Source organism: Porphyromonas cangingivalis (assembly GCF_900638305.1).
Taxonomy (GTDB): domain Bacteria; phylum Bacteroidota; class Bacteroidia; order Bacteroidales; family Porphyromonadaceae; genus Porphyromonas_A; species Porphyromonas_A cangingivalis.
Genome location: NZ_LR134506.1, coordinates 1,552,222 through 1,571,678, shown reverse-complemented (window position 1 = coordinate 1,571,678; position 19,457 = coordinate 1,552,222). Strand labels below are relative to the sequence as shown.

The 19,457-nt window shown below is 50.5% G+C and carries 11 protein-coding genes and 1 CRISPR repeat array (1 of these 12 running past the window's edge); of the genes, 2 read left to right on the top strand and 9 right to left on the bottom strand.

Going from position 1 to position 19,457, the window contains the following annotated elements; all coding sequences use genetic code 11:
* Positions 1-5: 5 nt before the first annotated feature.
* Both EL262_RS06495 and EL262_RS06490 read right to left on the bottom strand, forming a co-directional pair.
* Positions 6-1,487: a RagB/SusD family nutrient uptake outer membrane protein gene (locus EL262_RS06495; RefSeq protein WP_025837368.1), complete on the bottom strand. Its 1,482-nt coding sequence runs from the start codon at positions 1,485-1,487 to the stop codon at positions 6-8.
* Between the two features lie 23 nt (positions 1,488-1,510).
* Positions 1,511-4,735, bottom strand: coding sequence for a SusC/RagA family TonB-linked outer membrane protein (locus EL262_RS06490; RefSeq protein WP_078735688.1), 3,225 nt, complete (start codon positions 4,733-4,735; stop codon positions 1,511-1,513).
* A gap of 559 nt (positions 4,736-5,294) precedes the next feature.
* Here EL262_RS06490 and uvrA point away from each other — a divergent pair.
* Both uvrA and EL262_RS06480 read left to right on the top strand, forming a co-directional pair.
* Complete coding sequence (gene uvrA, locus EL262_RS06485; RefSeq protein ID WP_078735707.1) at positions 5,295-8,117, top strand: excinuclease ABC subunit UvrA; 2,823 nt, start codon at positions 5,295-5,297, stop codon at positions 8,115-8,117.
* An 18-nt stretch (positions 8,118-8,135) separates the two neighbouring features.
* The gene (locus EL262_RS06480) at positions 8,136-9,401 is read left to right on the top strand and encodes a DUF2851 family protein (RefSeq protein WP_025837372.1); all 1,266 of its coding nucleotides are present in this window, start codon (positions 8,136-8,138) and stop codon (positions 9,399-9,401) included.
* A gap of 139 nt (positions 9,402-9,540) precedes the next feature.
* Here the strand turns inward: EL262_RS06480 and EL262_RS06475 are convergent, their stop codons facing one another.
* The 7 genes from EL262_RS06475 to leuS form a co-directional block, all read right to left on the bottom strand.
* A complete protein-coding gene (locus EL262_RS06475; protein ID WP_126464385.1) occupies positions 9,541-10,176 on the bottom strand; it encodes a hypothetical protein in 636 nt (211 codons plus the stop codon).
* 738 nt (positions 10,177-10,914) lie between these two features.
* Entirely contained in the window at positions 10,915-11,154 is a 240-nt protein-coding gene (gene xseB, locus EL262_RS06470) for an exodeoxyribonuclease VII small subunit (RefSeq protein WP_025837374.1), read from the bottom strand.
* A gap of 47 nt (positions 11,155-11,201) precedes the next feature.
* Positions 11,202-12,671 carry an exodeoxyribonuclease VII large subunit gene (xseA, locus tag EL262_RS06465; RefSeq protein WP_036853423.1) on the bottom strand — a complete coding sequence of 490 codons (1,470 nt, stop codon included), beginning with the start codon at positions 12,669-12,671 and terminating at the stop codon, positions 11,202-11,204.
* Positions 12,672-12,720: 49 nt separating this feature from the next.
* The gene (dinD, locus tag EL262_RS06460) at positions 12,721-13,569 is read right to left on the bottom strand and encodes a DNA damage-inducible protein D (RefSeq protein ID WP_025837376.1); all 849 of its coding nucleotides are present in this window, start codon (positions 13,567-13,569) and stop codon (positions 12,721-12,723) included.
* 244 nt (positions 13,570-13,813) lie between these two features.
* A complete protein-coding gene (gene rdgB / locus EL262_RS06455) occupies positions 13,814-14,398 on the bottom strand; it encodes an RdgB/HAM1 family non-canonical purine NTP pyrophosphatase (protein WP_036853424.1) in 585 nt (194 codons plus the stop codon).
* Entirely contained in the window at positions 14,398-15,282 is an 885-nt protein-coding gene (locus tag EL262_RS06450) for a YitT family protein (RefSeq protein WP_036847841.1), read from the bottom strand. The genes rdgB and EL262_RS06450 overlap by 1 nt, the downstream gene beginning before the upstream one ends.
* Before the next feature lie 39 nt (positions 15,283-15,321).
* The gene (leuS, locus tag EL262_RS06445; protein WP_078735689.1) at positions 15,322-18,102 is read right to left on the bottom strand and encodes a leucine--tRNA ligase; all 2,781 of its coding nucleotides are present in this window, start codon (positions 18,100-18,102) and stop codon (positions 15,322-15,324) included.
* Positions 18,103-18,863: 761 nt separating this feature from the next.
* A CRISPR array of direct repeats spans positions 18,864-19,457; the repeat unit is 38 nt; unit sequence TCTATCTATACATATTCAGTCATTAAGACTATTAAGAC (it continues 179 nt past the right edge of the window).

The following is a 19,457-nucleotide window of genomic DNA, read 5'->3' as shown; positions in this document are numbered from 1 at the left end:
TTATTTTAAAAACCTGTCCATCCCGGATTTTGAGGGATGGGATTCTCGATTCGCTCTTCCTTGTTGGGGATAGGCATACAGAAGTGGTGGTCATTGTCCTTTATCTCAAATACCTGATCCTCCTGCCCTGCTCTTCTGAGAGATCGCTTGAAGCCGGTCTGAAGTCTTGTGAGATCGAGCCAACGCATGGTGAAGTCGAAGCAGAACTCTCTGCGACGCTCGTCCAAGATGTTCTGAAGGACTGTCTTAGACTCATTTCGTTGGTAACCCTCATATCTGCTTGATGCAAACTCTGTCAGTTCTCTCAGCGCAGAGGCTTCATCGCCTTTTCTTGCATAGCTTTCGGCGATGATTAGCTTCATCTCAGCTGCGGTAAAGAACTCGTACATTGAATAAGAGTATATGAATGTCGCCTCATATTTCACGACTCCGAGCCCTTTATCAAACTCTCTGAAGTTCCTCTTATAGCGTTTGTCGTTGGGCTGAAAAAGTTCGAGTAGCTCCTTGGACGGATATTGGGGGATCTCGTAGTAGGGGACTCCCCAGACATATTCCATCTCGTTGGTGCTCTGAATAGCGACGAATAGGGCATGCTTCTTCTTTGTCGTACTGCCGAAGATCTGTGGACTGTCGGCAGATGTCGGCAATACCGGACGGAGGATGGTGTAGTTCAATCCGCTGTCGAGTACCTTCTTGGCATGGAGGATGGCCTTGTCGTAGTCGTCCGACTGTTTTGCACCCGATCCCCCTTTGTGCAGATAGATCTGTGCAAGGAGAGCGTGTGCTATACGCTCGTCGTAGAAGATATTGTACTCGCTTCTCACCTTGAATGAGTAGCTGAGCACTTCGTTGAGTTCAGAGATCAGGAAGTCATAGTTCTCAGCCTGTGTCTTTCTCCTGCTGTCGTATGATCCGACGGCATCGGGGTCGGTGTTGAGTGGCAAGCCGAGCTGAGCCTCATTGTATGGCATGAAGTACTGCATGAGGCGGAAAAAGTACCATGCACGGAGGATCTTTGCCTCTGCTGCGATTTGTTCGTCTCTCTCTTTGTCTCCTGAAGAGTTCTTCCGGAGCTCTGACAAGATCATATTGTAAAACCCGATGCTTTTGTAATATGATTCCCAAATTTTCCCAGGCGCAAATTCGTGATCCCACTTAAGGCATGGAAGAAAGTCCGCACTGTAGTTTTGGGTCAAAAAATTCATATACTGGTTAATATCAAAGTCATCACTATAGAGATGAGCGTAAAGATATTCATCGGTATTATCCTTATAAAACGGACTTATACCAGAGCGACTAAGATAGTTTATACCCGTATAAAAGCTTTTCAGATGTGCCCCCAAGAGCGCCTTGACGTCATCGTATGTGGATATTGTCAACTCATTCGTTGGCTTCACCTCCAGAAACTTCTTACATCCTGTAAAGCCAAAGGAAAGGATGAAAAAACATAAATATAAGCTGTAAATAGCAAGCTTTTTGATATTCATTTCAGGTAAATCGTCTAATGGGGTTATAAACTAATGTTGAGAGACAACGAGTATCTGCGTGAAGCAGGATAACCACCGGTGCTGCCTCTAAGAGCCGGGTCGAGACCCTTGTAGCCGGTAATGGTGAAGAGGTTGTTCGCTGTCAGAGAAAGTCTTGCAGACTCAAGCCCGATCATCTTCAAGAAGTGTGTGGGCAGATTGTAACCCAACGTGAGGTACGTACAGCGTAGGTAGTCTCCTCTCTCAAGGTGTCTGTCGAAGAGGAAACTACCGTATGCCTGTGCATACTGTGTCATCGCAGGGAATGGAGCGATGTCTCCGACTCCACGCCATCTGTACTCATCGTTTATACTTCTGTTGTATGGAGTGAAAGAGCCGAAGGTACTGAACGATGGGATGTGATGGCCACCTTGATACTCCATACTCATCGACAGTACGAGTCTGTCCCAAGTGAATGATGTCGAGAAACCTCCTGAGAACGGTGGGTCAAATACACCCAAAGATCTCAACTCAGGTGTCTTGACTTCCTGACTGTCGCCTCTGATGAGGTCCATGTCCTGAGTCTCGCCATCCTTGGTGTAAGCCAGTGTATGTCCTGTGCCCGGATCGATGCCTGCAAACTTGTAACCAAACCATTCGCCTGTCGAATAGCCTTCCACGAAGAGAGCGTTGTTTTCGTATCCTGTACCACGGTATCCTGAAGGGATGTCGGCAAGGGACTTGTAACCGGTGACGGTCACCTTATTTTCATTTATGGCAAAGTTGGCTTGAGCAGACCAGCTGAACTTGCCCGACTCGATGATCGTACCCGAGAGGTCAAATTCCCAACCCCTGTTGGTCAGGTTTGCGACGTTTTCGGTGATACGGCTTACCCCCGAAGACAGAGGGCGGTGGCGTGAGTCAAGCAGGTCGAAGACTCTGTTGTTGTAATAGTTGACATTGAGTCTAAGTCTGTTGCTTAGTGCGCTGATCTCAGCACCGAGGTTGAAGTCCTGCTTGGTCTGCCACTTGATGCTGGGGTTTGCGTAGTTGAAGTTCGATGGGATCTTCTGTCCGTCGTATAGGACATTTTCGTCGACATACATCACCACGAACGGAAGTGCATTCTTGTCGATGCTACCTGTGTATCCATAGCCGAATCGCAAAGAGAGAGCGTTGACGATGTCATTCTTCTTGAAGAAAGACTCTCTGTGCACATTCCAGCGTCCGGAGACGTTCCATAGTGGAGTGAACTGATTTTGGTTGCCGATGACGTTCGAACCGTCGTATCTGACAGATCCGCTCAAGATATATTTGTCGAGATAAGAGTAGCTACCGGAGAGGAATAGAGATGCCAGTTTGCTCTCGAAACGACCGGTAGAGCCGAGTGCTTTGAAGTTGATGTTTTTGACCTCTATGTCATCTGTCAGCTCGGGGTAGCCGATCACTCTGTGGGTCTTGTCGAACGTAGGGAATGTGACACCCGAAGTGTAACCGATCATGTGAGAGATCTCAGAGCCCGCCATGAAGTCGATGTTGTGCGCAGAGTCCCAGTCCTTGACATATTGGAGGGTGCTTCGCATCGTATAGCTGTTCGACGCATAGGAAGCCTCTTGGAGAGATCCTCTTGCCTGCTCTTCAGAGATCCCATAGAGGGATTGGAGCCAGTTCGAGCTGAAGCTTGTGTAAGTGTTCTCTTGTATTTCCTTGCGAGACACCGATACAGAAGCATTTACAGTACCATGAACCATTGCCGTAAGGCCTTCGAGGGGAGTGTCCCACTTGAGTCGGGTATTGAGCTGAGGCTCTATACGTCTGGTGTAGTCGGTGTTGTTCATGATCTCCGACATCACGTTCAGCTTTTTCCATCTCAGACCCGGAGAGATGGCACTGTATCGGGAGCTGAGGAGGTAGCTCATATCGTAGCCGTCGGGGGTCTCATAGGGATTGGCCCTCAGGGCGTACTGAAGCGATCCTATGGCCGATGCCGAGCGTCTGTCCTGTACATAGGTCGCAGCGATGTCTGTCTGTAGCTCAAGCTTGCTGGAGAGAGAGTAGTCGACCTTGCTTGAGAAGCGGAATCTCTTGTGGTTGTTGTTGTACTCCGTACCGTTTTCGTCAGAGAAGTTTATCGCAGTGTAGTGTCTTGTCTTGGTGCTACCACCCGAAGCACTCATGCTGATCTGTGTGCTGAAGGCCGGACGGTATATCTCTCTGAACCAATTGGTGTTCGTACGTGCCATCCTTGCAAGCTCTGCCTCACCTTCGGCCGCAGAGAGGGTACCCCTTCCGATGCGATAGTAGATGTCGGCTGCTCGTCCGATCGAGCTGTCGTCGGTGTCGTGGAAGACCTCTCTCTCGAAGCGGATCTTCTGTTCCGAGTTCATGAGAGGAAGTGTGTTCTGAGGTCTTTCTACGAGTCCGAAGTGAGCTGTCACGTTGAACCTCGTGGGACCCTCTGCCCCACGCTTTGTCTTGACGACGATCACACCATTGGCAGCACGTGCACCATAGATAGCCGAAGCCGCAGCATCCTTGAGGATGTTTATCGATTCGATATCATCGGGAGGGATGTTGCCGATACCGTTTTGGAAGAGCATCTCTTCCAACGACGATCCGTTGGAAGCCTTGGGAGGCTCACCCTGCATCGGCATCCCGTCGATGATCCATATAGGCTCGGTGTTGCCCGTGAGGGAGTTTGCACCACGGATACGTATCTTCGCTGTCTCTCCGGGACGTCCCGAAGTGTATGTGGTGACACCCGACACCGCACCTTTCAAGATCTGATCCATGGACTTGACATCAAGGTTCTTGAACTCCGAAGAGTTGATGGTCGATGCACTACCTGTCATACGGTCTTTTCGGATCTCACTATATCCTGTGACGACGACCTCGGATAGCTCTGTCTTATCTTCTTTGAGAATGACTTCGATGACATCCTCGCCTTTGACCTTGACAGTCCCGGGCTTCATGCCGACGAAGTACACCTCCAAAGTGGCTCCCATGGGTACTCGTCTCAGCAAAAAGTTACCATTGTAGTCAGAGACAGTACCTAAGTTCAGGCCCTTGACCTGAATCTTTGCCCCGGGCAGTGGCTCTTTCTTCTGATCGAGCACTCGCCCTCTTACAGTGACCAGTCCTTGCTGTACCTGCTGTGCCGGCCTCTGCTGTGAAAATACCGGTAATGTCGTACCCACACCCACAGCAAATACGAATGCCGTGGCAGCGAAAGACATCACCATCTTGTTTGACCTTTTTCTCTTGTCCATAGATCTTTTAGTTAGGAAAAAATGGGGTTGGAATGAAGTGAAGTAAAAAAACGATAAGATTTTAGAAATACTTTGGTAATATTTTGTTAATTATTAACCCCCCTTACACACCTTAGGGGGCAATATCTGCAAAAGTACAAAAAAAACATACACCGAACGAATAATATTCGTCATGGCCTCGAAATTTGCTATGTGTCGAAAAAAGAGATGATTACACACCCCATCCTTGATGGATCATGAGACGGAGTATTTCGGGCTCATGTTTATACATTCGGAGAGGGGATAATCATACAAAAAAAGAGGGTGGCTTTGTGCAGATCCGAGCCGCAGATTTCGGTCGTTGAAGGCGACAAAAAAAGTCGTTAGATTCGATGACGAAAGTCGTTAAACTTGATGATGAAAGTCGTTAAACTCGATTTCGAAGGTCGTTAAACCTTTCGAGCCCCCATCCTGATCAGAAAAAAGAGCATCCGACTCATGAACTCCCCGATCCTTGTATCGTATGCTTTTTGTACCTTTATGGGCTATCCCTCACAAATGGATGGCACAATCATAAATGATGAGTAAAGGAAACGAATATATAGAAGTCCACAGGGCAAGGGTCAATAACCTCAAGGATGTGTCGGTCAAGATCCCTCGGGATCGGCTGGTCGTGATCACGGGATTGAGTGGCTCGGGCAAGAGTTCGCTCGCCTTTGATACCCTCTATGCCGAGGGACAGCGCCGTTATGTCGAGAGCTTGAGTGTGTACGCCCGCCAGTTTGTGGGCAAGATGGCCAAGCCGGAGTGCGACTACATCTCCGGCATCCCTCCCGCCATCGCCATACGCCAGTCGTCCGGAGGAGGGCGTTCGCCCCGATCCACGGTAGGTACCTCGACGGAGGTGTATGACTACATGAAGATGCTCTTCGCCCGTATCGGCAAGACCATATCTCCCGTGAGCGGAGAGGTCGTGCGTCGTCATACCGTGGCGGATGTGCGCGACTTTGTGGCCATTCTGGACGATGGGACGAAGTATATGGTGCTTGCTCCGGTGATCCTTCCCGAGGACAGGACTCTTGTGGCGCACTTGCGACTCTTGATGCAGATCGGTTACAGCCGTATCGCCGTCAAGGATGAGGTGATGCGTATAGGAGACCTTGAGGATGAGTATATCGAAGGCCTTGAGCCGGAGGATGTGTCCATCGTCATCGACAGACTTTCGGCAAGTCGGGACAACGAGGCTCTCTCTCAGCGTCTCGGAGATGCGGTGGAGACCGCTTTCTTTGAGGGTCGAGGCAAGGCTACGATCCTCTACGAGGGAGGCTCCAAGGGGTGGATGAGACGCTCCTTCTCGGATGTCTTCGAGGCTGATGGCATCGTCTTTGAAGAGCCTACGGACAACCTTTTCAGCTTCAACAGCCCTGTCGGTGCTTGCCCCGTATGCGAGGGCTTCAGCAAAGTCATGGGGATAGATGAGGATCTCGTCGTGCCGAACAAGAGGCTCTCGGTCTACGATAACGCTGTCGTGTGCTGGAGAGGGGAGAAGATGTCGGTGTGGCTCACCGAGTTCATCTCGTCCGTGGAGAAGTACGACTTCCCCATCCATCGCCCCTACAACGAACTCACCGAAGAGCAAAAAGACCTGCTATGGCATGGAGCTCCGGGTGTGTACGGGATAGATGCCTTTTTCGAGTACCTTGAGACACAGACGTACAAGATGCACTATCGGATCATGTTGGCTCGATTCAAGGGGCGCACCACCTGTCCCGAGTGCAAGGGGCGAAGGCTCAAAAAGGAGGCTCTCTATGTCCGCATTGCCGGCAAAAACATCGCTGACCTCGTGGAGATGCCGATCTCCGAACTCAACAAGTGGCTCCGAGACCTTTCTCTTGACGACCACGACATGAAGGTCGGGGAGCGACTCCTCGATGAACTTCGTCTCAGGGTCGCTCTCCTCGATGAGATAGGGCTCGGCTACCTCACTCTGGATCGTCTCTCCAATACTCTCTCGGGTGGTGAGAGCCAGCGTATAGCCTTGTCCACCTCTCTCGGTAGCGGACTCATCGGTTCGTTGTACATCCTTGACGAGCCAAGTATAGGTCTCCACTCCAGAGACACACATCTCCTCATCGACATCGTCCGCAGGCTGGCGGACATGGGGAATACCGTCGTCGTCGTCGAGCACGACGAAGAGATGATCCGGGCGGCGGACTTGATCATCGACATAGGCCCCGGTGCAGGGCGTGAGGGAGGACAGATCGTCTACCAGGGCAGTCCCACGACTTTGCCCCCTGCCTCTGACAGTCATACCGTCGAATACCTTTCGGGACGAGCGTGTATACCTTGGCCGACACAGCGTCGCAAGTGGGATCGTTCGATGCTGGTCAAGGGGGCATACCTCCATAACCTCAAAGGGGTGGACATCGAGATCCCTCTCGGGGTGATCACGGTGGTGACCGGAGTGAGTGGCTCGGGCAAGAGTTCGTTCGTCAGGGACATCTTCTACGAAGGCATGAAGCGTCTCTTGGACGGTGCTCCGATCGAATCCATCGCTTGTGAGCGCATCATGGGCAACCTCAGCGATGTCAAGGCATTGGAGTATGTCGATCAGAATTCGCTCGGCAAGAGCTCACGCTCCAATCCCGTGACCTACATCGGAGCTTACGACGAGATCCGAAAGCTCTTCGCGGCTCAGCAGTTGTCAAAACAGATGGGATACACACCGGTCTTTTTTTCGTTCAACAAAGAAGGCGGACGATGCGAGTACTGCAAGGGCGAGGGTGTCGTGAATGTCGAGATGCAGTTCATGGCGGACATGCAGATCGAGTGTGAGGAATGTCATGGCAAACGATTTTCGGAAGATGTGCTGGAGGTGAAGTTCGAGGACAAGAGCATCTACGACATCTTGGAGATGACCGTGACAGAAGCCATAGACTTCTTCTCCGCCCATAAGGCCGAGTATGTAGAGTGCAAGCGCATTGCAGGGCTCCTCCAAGCACTCAAGGATGTGGGGCTCGGTTATGTCAAGCTGGGGCAAAACTCATCGTCACTCTCGGGCGGAGAGAGCCAGCGTGTCAAGCTCGCTTACTACATCGCAGGGGTCAAGAGGGACAAGACGCTCTTCATCTTTGACGAACCGACCACCGGGCTTCACGTCCACGATGTGCACGTGCTTATGGAGGCTTTCGACGCCCTCCTGAAGAAAGGGCATTCGCTCCTCATCGTCGAGCACAATATGGAGGTCATCAAGTGTGCCGATCACATCATCGACTTGGGTCCCGAGGGGGGCAAGGATGGGGGACATCTCGTCTTCAGCGGTACACCTGAGGGCTTGATGGCATGCGAAAACTCTTATACGGGTAAGTATCTCAAAGAGAAATACGACAGCGATCACCGATAGCCTGACAGACAGTCTGCCATGACCGAACAACACCTGCATTATATCTGGAAAAACCGACTCTTCGATGCCCTCCTCTTCGGCGAAGAGCAGGTGCGTGTCCTCAAGGTCGGACGACAGAATATATGTGACGGGCCGGACTTCGAGATGGCGCGGGTTGTCTTCGGCGGACTCGAATGGTGCGGAGCAGTGGAGATACACCTCAGAGCTTCGGATTGGGTAAAGCACGGACACGACAAGGATCCACGCTATGACAGCGTGGTGCTTCATATCGTCATGGAGGCAGATGTCGAGGTGACCAATACCAAAGGAGAAGTCCTCCCTACTGCCCTCATACAGATATCGCCGACACTCATCCACCGGCTCAAGGATATGGACATCACTTCGGATGCCCTCCGTTGTACGCCAGAGATGGCTGAGGTCCCCGAAGTCAAGTGGCACAACATCCTCGACAGACTCACCGTAGACCGTCTCCGGGGGAAGATCATGGCTCTTGAGCAGAGGACGGATGACGGCAGTTATCACACTCTCTTTTATCACACCTTGATGCGTTATCTGGGTGCACACGCCAACAACGATGCCATGGCGCTCGTGGCACAGCATCTCCCTTATATCTATCTGAAAAAACACGCCAACGACCTCATCCCTCTCGAAGCCATGCTGATCGGTCAGGCCTCGCTCATCTCCGATCATCCACGAGACGACTATGAAGCCCGATTGAGGGACGAATACTTGTTTTACGCCAAGAAGTTTGAGCTCCGACCCGTGCCCCAAGGCATCTTCCGTAAGCTCCGTATCCGTCCTTACTCTTACCCTGCACGCCGGCTCGCCATCGCAGCTTCGTTGATGAAACAAGAGGGGGACATCATGACTGCTGTCTCCACCCTCGACTTTGCGACCCTCGAAGCTCTTCTTGCCTCTTCTCCATCCGAATACTGGTGCCGACACTACGACTTTGGGCACGCTTCGACACGTCTCATGGGCGGAGTGGGTGCGAGCACAGTACGCTCTCTCCTCATCAATGCCATCATCCCCACGGCTTACCACTACCACACCGCCCAAGGTCACCGGTCCAAGGCTCTTGAGGCCATCGAATGGCTGACAACACTCGCTGCCGAGGAGAATCACATCGTACGTCTCTTCGCCCGACACGGCGTCATCGCTCGCCACGCCTCTGACACCCAAGCCCTCATCCATCTCTACAACAACTGTTGCACCCAAGGTCTCTGCCTCTCGTGCCCCATAGCGCCCGAGATCTTCCGTGCCCTCAGGCAAGGAGAGAAGTAGGCTGTCTCTCCCTTATACCACACACCGATACAAAAAAAGGTCTGTGGCAAAGAGGGATGACCACTTGCCACAGACCCTTGGAGGTGTACGTAAGAGTATTTATGTCCGAAGCCCTTGTAAGGCTCTTTGTGGGGATGTCTCAAGAGATGTTGATGATCTTGCAAGTCCCCCTGTCGTTCCCTAAATCTGTACCGATCTCAAAAGTCTCTTGTCGAAGCATCCGGTCAAGAGCTTCAAACTTCTCTTGGTCATCATAGTTGATAAAGAAAATGAAGCAAGAGTCCGCCGGTATTGCCGGCTGGTTGGCGGCATTGAGCACTTCTCTCCTTCTTTTTCTTTTGCGTTTTCGGACTATCGGTAGGGCTTCAAGTTCGGTGCGTATCTTGTTGTAGACTCCGTTGGGGCTTATGTCGGGTTGGACTTGTGATGACCATAAGTCGTTCATCATTGTTTCGAACTCTTCCTCCCATCCATCTTCGTTCAGGATCATCCATTCATCCCCTTCGTCCTCCGGAGAGCCGGGAGATGCAATCAATCGTCCTTTGTGGAAAGCGAAGTGACCACCCCCAAATACATAATCCATGTATGGAAATGCCTTCTCATCCAAGGTTCGTCTGATCTCCCTCATCATTATGAGTGGCGGGATGTCAAACTCCCCGAGTAGTTCATCGGGTATGTTCTCCTCTCCTTCTCCCATCACGGAGTTGATTCCAAGTGTCTCGTCACCCATGGTAAGATCTGTAAGGCAACGCATAAAGTAAACAGCTGTTTTCATGTCAGTCCTTCTTTTTAAGTTAACTAATTTCTTCTCTTCTTCAAGCATGAGCAGGCTTACACCCCCAAAGGTGATCCTCTGCATACCACAAGGGCAAAAGAGACTGTGTTTTTCTAAAATGCTCACCGTACATTCATGCCTTCGCACGGTGATCAAGTCCCACAATCCCCCCTTGGCCTATACGGCTAATATAGCCAATGTTTTTTACATATAGTTTTTTGTACCGGTATTATTTGATTGTCCGAAGCAGTGGCCTCCGAAGTGGGTTCCTTCTTTGCATCCGGATTGATTTTGGGTCGAAATCCCTTTTGTGACTCGCTGTGGTAAGTCTGTGCGTTGTTCAATGGCTTGATAGACAGATTGGAATGCTTTGTCTTGGTGTAGATTGCTTTCTATCCTTTGTCTGTAGAGGGATTGAGGGTGTTTTGAATGTGTAAAAAGTTTACAAGTGTAATGTGCTTTGTCGTTGAGTGTGTTCAATATGAAAGTTAATTATGTCTTTCAAAATGAAAAAAGACACTTTTTAGTCGAAAATAGTTTCATAATTAAAAAATAGTGTCTATATTAGCATCGTGGTTTTTTCATAATAGTATTAGATTTAAAAGGTTAAACAAGGGATTGGGGGTTGTCGTGAGACAGTCCCCAATCATTTTTTTGCATAAAAACGAAGAGGGCTATCCTAAGGAGTTTTTCTTTTGACTCCTTGGGATAGCCTTTCTTCTATCTATTTGTGAATTGTCAGGGACGGATGTTCTCGTCGTCTTGCAGATCATCGAGGATGTCATCGACTTCTTTGCCGACTTCGGTGATCTTGACCTTGCAGTGCTTGATGAGTGATGCTACTCTTCGGCTTTGTGCGATGACTTGATCGATGGGTAGCTTCTCATTTTCGAGACGACGGAGGATATCTTCGGCCTCTTGGAGAGCTTCGTCGTAGGAGAGCTTTGATATGTTGTCTGTTTTGTTTTTGGTTGCCATTACGATGATAGGGGTTATGATGTTATTGTGTCAGACAAAAGTGCGGGTCACTCTTCCGGAAGTATGTCCTTGACTTCTGCTGTCGCTTTCCCATCCGGGAGCACGACAGTGAGGGTCGTTGTGTGACTGAGCTGATTGACCGAGAGGAGCGGAGCTCCCTCTGCCATGACGGGTAAGAAGCCTCGACGCATGATGTGCGTGGGGTCGTAGGTCTTGGCGACGGTTTCCAGGTGTTCGAGGAGTTGTGTCTGTCGTGGGCGGAGTGCTTGGAGCTGTGTGGTGAGACGATCTCTGCATCGGTCGGTCTCATAGTTGCCCGACGAAAGACGCTCACGAACGGAGAGGGTGAGGCGGTTTTGTTTGGTGGCGAGCTGAGACTTCTCGTTCGAAAGAAGCCGGTGGGCAGTCCTGGCAAAGCTACCGACAAGGCTGTGAAGTCTTGTCTCCGATCGGTGGCTCAGGCTCCTTAGTGGGATGCTCAGTGCTGTGGACAGACGGTGTAGTCTCCGTGTCTCATTGAGGGTGAGACTGTAGAGGGATTGGCGTAGGTGTAAGAGGGTATGATCGAGGATCTCTTGAGCTTCTTCTCTGCGCTCCGAAAGGAGGGTCTTGATCCCCTCTTCGACATCGAAGAGACGAGTGAGGGCTTCTTCGACCCTTCTTACGATGAATTCTGCCAGTGCCGTCGGGGTCTTGAGCCGTGTGTGTGCGATGAGGTCTGCGACACTCTCGTCTCTCTCATGTCCGATCCCCGTGAGTACAGGTAAAGGCATCTGTGCGAGGTGGGAGCAGAGTTCGTAGTCATCGAAGGCACTGAGGTCCAGTCGGCTTCCTCCTCCTCGTAGGACGAGTAGGGCATCGAAGTCCTCTCTTTCGTCATAGATAGAGTCCAGCGCAGCAAGTATCGAAGGGGTGGTCTGTGCGCCCTGCATGATACAAGGGAAGAGCTTGATGCGTAGGAGGTGAGAGATGCCACTTTGTTCGATGTGTTGGCAGAAGTCTCCCCAGCCTGCTGCAGTATCGGATGAGATCACGGCGAGACGGAGAGGAAGGAGAGGCAGGGAGAGGAGGCGGTTCATGTCGAACACCCCTTCGGTCTGAAGGCGTTCGATGGCGAGACGCTTGAGGCGTTCGAGATTGCCGAGGGTGTACTCTGCATTGATGCCGAGGATGGTGAGTGATAGACCATAAAGTGGTGTAAACTCGACCCTGACCTGAAGCATGAGTTGCATCCCTTTCTCGATCTTACCTCCGGTGATGCGCTCGAACTCGCTCATGACCGACCTCGCGACACCTGCCCAAAGGTTGCCCTGCACTTTCGCAACGACCTTGCCGTCCTGCATCTCCCCAAGCGTGAAATAGTAGTGTCCCACACGGCTGTGGCTCAGCTCGATGACCTCAGCCACGATCCAATATGTGCCGTCGTACGTGCTCTTGACGAGCTGTCGGATGTGCTCCAACAGTTCGGACAGGGGATAAGCCTGAGGCAGTTCTGTTTGTTCGACGGGTAGTCCCATGGGTGAGTAGTGATTATAAGCGTTTTCTCGAAGAATGTCTCAAGATGATTTACTTTTTCCTTTTTAGAGGTTTAGGCTCCTTTGCACTCTCGATCTTCTTTATACTGTCAGCTGTGGGAAGATCCTCGGGCATGGTTCCACCAAGCTCACGTATGGTATCTCTCACTTTTTTGCCAACTTCAAAGTGAGTTTGATTGGCTTTATGCTTGCCTTTGATGTCTTCCCTTCTCAGTTTCTCTTCGGTTTGCGTTGCGCGAAATAGATTTGCCGCCAACTCGGTGCTTCCCATATGATCCAAGATCTGCTGACTTTTCTTCAAGCCCTTTCTTGCGTGTATCGCCTTTGCATCCAACCCTCCGTAGAGTCCCATGTAGCCGTGATTTTGGAAGATGGCATAGTCCACGGGCTGAATGACTCCGGCGTCTTTTGCCGCTGCGGCAAGTTGGGCATTGTGCTTGGCCATCTCGTTGCGGAGGAAGAGTCGTTTTTCATCCTCCGAGCTTAGTCGGTTGTACTCCTCCATTTGCCTTATTTCATGCAAACGGGTTTGTATTGCAAAATAGGTCTGACCCAATGCTACGATCTCTTTGCTCGGGTCTGCATTTTGGACAATCAGGTAACAGGCATAACGAGAGAGTCTTACACTATCTGTTTTCCTCTCTGCTCCTGAACCGATGGGGACCATTTCGAGGATGTCCTCGAAATGGTCAGTGAGCTTTTGACCACTGTTGACACAAGCTTCTTTAGCTCTCTCGATGACAGGTTGGAAATGTCTGTATTCCGAGTACTCCAAGGCTTTTGCCATGGTACGAGCACTCCAAAACTCGTTGCCCTGCTCATCGACCTGACGGATCTGCTCAAATATGGTCGGTGTATGTTTGGATACCTCTTTTGTCATACTCTATGGGTTGCTATGTGTGATCTGCTCTTCAACGTCAGTTGTTCGACATAAGGGAGCTTCAGCCGATGTTACAGAAAAAGATTACTTTACAGCGGTTTGTGGTATATCTCTGATCTCGGTCTCATGAAAAAAGGTTGTCTGACTTGATCACGAAGGTTGTCTGAGGTGATGCGACAAGTTAGACAATTTGATTTCGAGGATCAGGCATTGGTTTTTCTCAGGAGTAAGTTCTGAGCAGGCGTTACTTTCGGGGAAGCTGTGACAAGTGGCGAGCAAGGGCTTGGATCGCTCTGCCTCGATGGCTCATGCCGTTTTTCTTCTCGGTGGACATCTCTGCAAAACTTTCGGTGCAGCCTTCGGGGCGAAACACGGGATCGTAGCCGAAGCCTTCGACACCGGCCGGTGTGAGCATGATCTCGCCTGCCACTTCACCATCGAAAAGGTACTCCTTGCCGTCGATGACGAGAGAGACGACGGTGCGGAAGCGTGCCCTGCGGTCTTCTATGCCTTCCATCTCTTTCAGGAGCTTTGCCATATTTGCCTTGGCATCATGACCGGGGCCTGCATACCTCGCCGAGTAGACACCGGGTGCGCCATCGAGGGCTTTGACTTCCAAGCCAGTGTCGTCGGCAAAACAAGGAAGCCCGTACCGTGTGAACACGGTACGGGCTTTTATGGATGCATTCTCTTCTAAGGTCAGACCGTTCTCCTCTATTTCGTCGAAATCTTGTAGGTCTTTGAGAGAAACAACGTCCACAAGGTCCCCAAGGATGGCTCTCACCTCTTGGAGTTTGTGGTCGTTATGTGTTGCAAAAACGAGCTTCATCACTTGTCCTTGATGCTTTGGAGGTCTTCAAACCCACGGCCGTAAGCACCACGGACGAGACTCTGTGAGATGAATGCCTGAGGGTCTACGCTCTTGATCGCACGGAAGACCATTGTCGACTCGGACTTCTTTGCGATGACCATGACCAACTTCTGCTTTTCGCCTGTAAATGCGCCTTCAGCTTCGAGGAAGGTACAGCCTCTGTTGAGCTCTTGCATGATGACATCTGCGACCTCTTTGTGCTTCTTGGTGTTGATGAAGAACTGTACGCTCTGGCGATAGCCGTTGAGGTAGTAGTCCACAGTGAGGTTCACGACGATCACTTCGACGAGCGAAAGGATGATCTTGTCTGCGTCTCTGAAGAGGTAGTAAGAGATACCGAGGATGACGAAGTCGATGAGCATGAGCGCACGACCGATGGTGACGTTGCGGTACTTGTTGATGATCGCAGCGACGATGTCGGTACCCCCGGTCGAACCATTGACGGAGAACACCATACCGAGCGAAAGACCGCAGAGGATCGCACCGAGGACGACCGCCAATACGGGTTGGTCAGCCAAGAGGGGGCCATGCTTTGCGAAGAAACTTTCGTAGAATGGGATCGTGATCGCCAGTACAGCCACGCTATACACGGTCTTGAGCGAAAATCTCCAACCCAAGATGAAGAGAGCGAGGATCACAAGACCCACGTTGATGATATTGTAGGGATAAGATGCCGGGATCTCGAACGCCCAACTGATGACAGACGCGATACCTGCAAGACCCCCTGTGGTGATCTTGTGCGAGAAGATCAGACCTTGCCACGCAAAGCCATAGATGAGGATACTGACGAAGATGAACGCGTAGTCCTTGATCGCATTGATAAGATTTCTTTTTGTATTCATTTTTTGTGAGTAAATATTGTTTTTATTGTTGTTGTGACATTACATGACGATGTTGACGATACGCCCGGGGACGACGATGACCTTCTTGGGGGACTTGTCGCCAAGGGCTTTTTGTGTTTGTTCGTTGCCGAGGACGACCTCCTCGACCTCCTTGGGTGAGAGGGTGGCAGGGAGTTCGAGCGTGAAGCGTACCTTGCCGTTGAAAGAGATGGGGTACTTCACCGAGCTCTCCACGAGATAATCCTCATTACACTCGGGATAAGGGACGGTAGTCACTGTACCCTCGTGTCCGAGCAAGTGCCAAAACTCTTCTGCCAAGTGTGGCGCAAAAGGAGAGATGAGCACCGTGAGTGGTTCGAGGATCGCACGCTTGTTGCACTTGAGTCCCTGGAGCTCGTTGACACAGATCATGAAGGCACTCACGCTCGTGTTGAACGAGATACCCTCGATGTCGCTGCTCACCTTCTTTATGGTCTTGTGGAGGGTTTTGAGCTCTTCGGGTGTGGGAGCTTCGTCACTGATGGAGAGGTTGTCACCGTCGAAGAAGAGGCCGTTGAGCTTCTTCAAGAATCGGTGTACGCCATCGATGCCGTTGGTGTCCCAAGGTTTCGACTGCTCGAGTGGTCCGAGGAACATCTCATACAGCCTCAAGGTGTCTGCCCCGTAGTGTTCGATGATGTCGTCGGGGTTGACCACGTTGAAGTACGACTTGCTCATCTTCTCGACCGCCCAGCCACAGACATACGAACCGTCGGCTTCGAGGACGAACTCCGCATCCTTGCGATCGGGGAGCGACGTGCGGAACGCTTCGAGATCCAGCTTGTCGTTGTGTACGATGTTGACATCCACGTGGATAGGGGTCACATCATAATTATCTTTGAGTCCGAGGGAGACATAAGTGTTTGTGTCCTTGATGCGATAGACGAAGTTGGACCTGCCCTGTATCATCCCTTGGTTGATCAACCTCTTGAACGGCTCATCCTCGCAGATGTAGCCAAGGTCGAACAAGAACTTGTTCCAAAATCTACTGTATATCAAGTGTCCCGTAGCGTGCTCCGTACCCCCGAGGTAGAGGTCTACCTGTCTCCAGTACTCGTTCTTGTCACGAGCCACGAGTGCATCCTCGTTGTGCGGATCCATGTATCGGAGGAAGTATGCCGACGAGCCCGCAAAGCCCGGCATCGTCGATAGTTCGAGCGGATAGCCCTCCTCTGTGTGCCACCCTTCGGCACGACCGAGCGGAGGTTCGCCTGTCTCGGTAGGGAGGTACTTGTCGATCTCCGGAAGGAGAAGGGGGAGTTTGTCCTCGGGTAGGGTATAAGGCATCCCCTCCTTGTAGTACACGGGGAATGGTTCGCCCCAATAACGCTGACGACTGAAGATCGCATCACGCAGACGGTAGTTGACACGCCTCTTGCCGATGCCTTTTTCCTCGACAAAGGCACGCATACGCTCGATGGCCTCATCGACATTGAGACCGTCAAGGAAGTCCGAATTGATCATCACGCCCTCGTGGCTGTCGATGGCATTCTCCCAGTTGGCCGTATTTTCGTCAAAGTCATCACCACCCTTCACCACAGGGACGATAGGGAGGTCGAACTTACGCGCAAATGCGAAGTCTCTCGTGTCGTGTCCGGGTACGGCCATTACAGCTCCCGTGCCATAACCTGCGAGGACATAGTCGCTGATCCATACCGGTATCTCTGCTCCCGTCACAGGATGGATGGCATAGCCACCGCTGAAGACACCTGTCACTGCCTTGTCCATCATACGCTCACGCTCCGTGCGCTTCTTCGTGCGGTCGAGGTAAGCCTCCACGGCTTCACGCTGTGCCGGCGAAGTCACCACGTCGACGTAGTCGCTCTCTGGCGCAAGCACCATGAAGGTGACACCGAAGAGTGTGTCTGCACGTGTCGTGAAGACCGTCATCACCTCGTCGCTACCCTTGATCGCAAACTTCACCTCTGCCCCCTCGGAGCGACCGATCCAGTTGCGCTGAGTCTCCTTGAGCGCATCGCTCCACTCGAGACGCTCAAGGCTCTTGAGGAGACGATCGGCATAAGCCGACACACGGAGACACCACTGCATCATACGCTTCTGCTCGACAGGATGACCGCCACGGATGGATACGCCATCGCTCACCTCATCGTTGGCAAGGACGGTACCCAGCGCAGCGCACCAGTTGACCATCGTCTCACCGAGATAAGCCAAGCGGTAGTTCATCAGCGTACGACGACGGCTTTGCTCGTCCATCGCCTTCCACTCCTCAGCGGTGAAGCAAAGGTCTTCGCCACAAGCCACATCAAGGTCTGCCGTGCCTCGTGCCTCGAAGTGCGCCACGAGATCGTCGATGGATCTCGCCTTCTGCACCTTGTTGTCGTAGTACGAGTTGAACATCTTGACGAAGGCCCACTGCGTCCACTTGTAATACTTCGGGTCGGAGGTGCGCACCTCACGATCCCAGTCGTAACTGAACCCTATGTTGTCCAACTGCTTGCGGTAACGCTCCGTATTCACCTGAGTCGTCACCTCGGGGTGCTGACCCGTGAGGATCGCGTACTGCTCCGCAGGCAGACCATAAGCATCATAACCCATGGGGTGTAGGACATTGTAGCCCTTATGGCGCATGTATCTCGAAATAATGTCCGAAGCGATGTAGCCCAGAGGGTGTCCCACGTGTAGCCCTGCCGCCGATGGGTAGGGAAACATGTCCAAGACATAAAACTTTGGTTTAGAGGGGTCTTCTGTCACCTTGTAGGTGTCATTCGCCTTCCAAAAAGCCTGCCACTTCTTCTCTATTTCGGTAAATCTGTATTCCATATCATTGATGCTAAAAGGGTTCGACGTCAATTATCCTGCAAAATTACACAAAAGTCGGCAGATAATACATTTATTTTCGTCAGACTTCTATCACTCTGACTTGTCAAATCCCTGCCCCGATCCCTCATCCCTCAACACCTCTCTCCTCCAAACGAATAGCTCCGTTTTTTTTCTCCTCACGGCATCCTCCGATCTTTGGGGGCTGAAAAAAGTCCTAGGACTCGATGACGAAAGTCGTAAGATTCGTTTTCGAAAGTCCTAGGATTCGTTTTCGACCTTCCTACGACTTTATTTTGCCCCTCTTTACACGTGGCTCAGGGGGCGAATGAAGCTACTCGGATGTGACCCGAAATCCTGAATCTGTTTTCGAAACTTTTTTGATGGTCGCGATTTTCTTTTCCTTTTGAATATCAGATCATTGTGTTTTTTAGATGTGAGGTGAGATTTTCGAAAATACTTGCGGATGCTCTTATCTTCACTCTATTTTCGAAGAAATGCTGTTTTTGTTCATTCTAATCTCCTGATTATCAGTGGTGCTCTGCTGTCAATCTTCGAAAATTGAAAATCGTGAAAATTCCTCTCCGAATTTTCGAAAAATGAAATTCTTTATATATCTTTGTCTCGCAGTGGATTAAATAGAGGTTGTGACCACATGATGTTCACGTAGGAGCATCTCCGAATAGCGATTTTCGAAGAAATAATGACTGCTGATTTTCAGCGTGTTAAGAAAAGGTTTCTATTCAAGTTGCTGATAATCAATCTCTATCTATACATATTCAGTCATTAAGACTATTAAGACAACTCCTTGCTACCTCTTAGGACGGTGATATGAGTCTATCTATACATATTCAGTCATTAAGACTATTAAGACTGCTCTTAGCTTGTAGAAAAGTGCAAAAGATAGGATGCTCTATCTATACATATTCAGTCATTAAGACTATTAAGACAGCAGACGTTTCTTTTTCTCCTCAATCGAGGTAGATCTATCTATACATATTCAGTCATTAAGGCTATTAAGACGCCGTCGGGCTTATATATCTGCATATTGTCTTATATCTATCTATACATATTCAGTCATTAAGACTATTAAGACCGTATTTCGAGCTTCATTCGATTGGTTTTCGATTATCTATCTATACATATTCAGTCATTAAGACTATTAAGACTTCAGAGCCATCGCTGTTAGTCCGCTCCCCATTTGAGCTATCTATACATATTCAGTCATTAAGACTATTAAGACATTTGAGTATGTAAAGTATCATGGATTTAGTTTTCTTTCTATCTATACATATTCAGTCATTAAGACTATTAAGACATCATTAAAGTGTTTTCTAAACCCATCTTCTTCGGTCTAT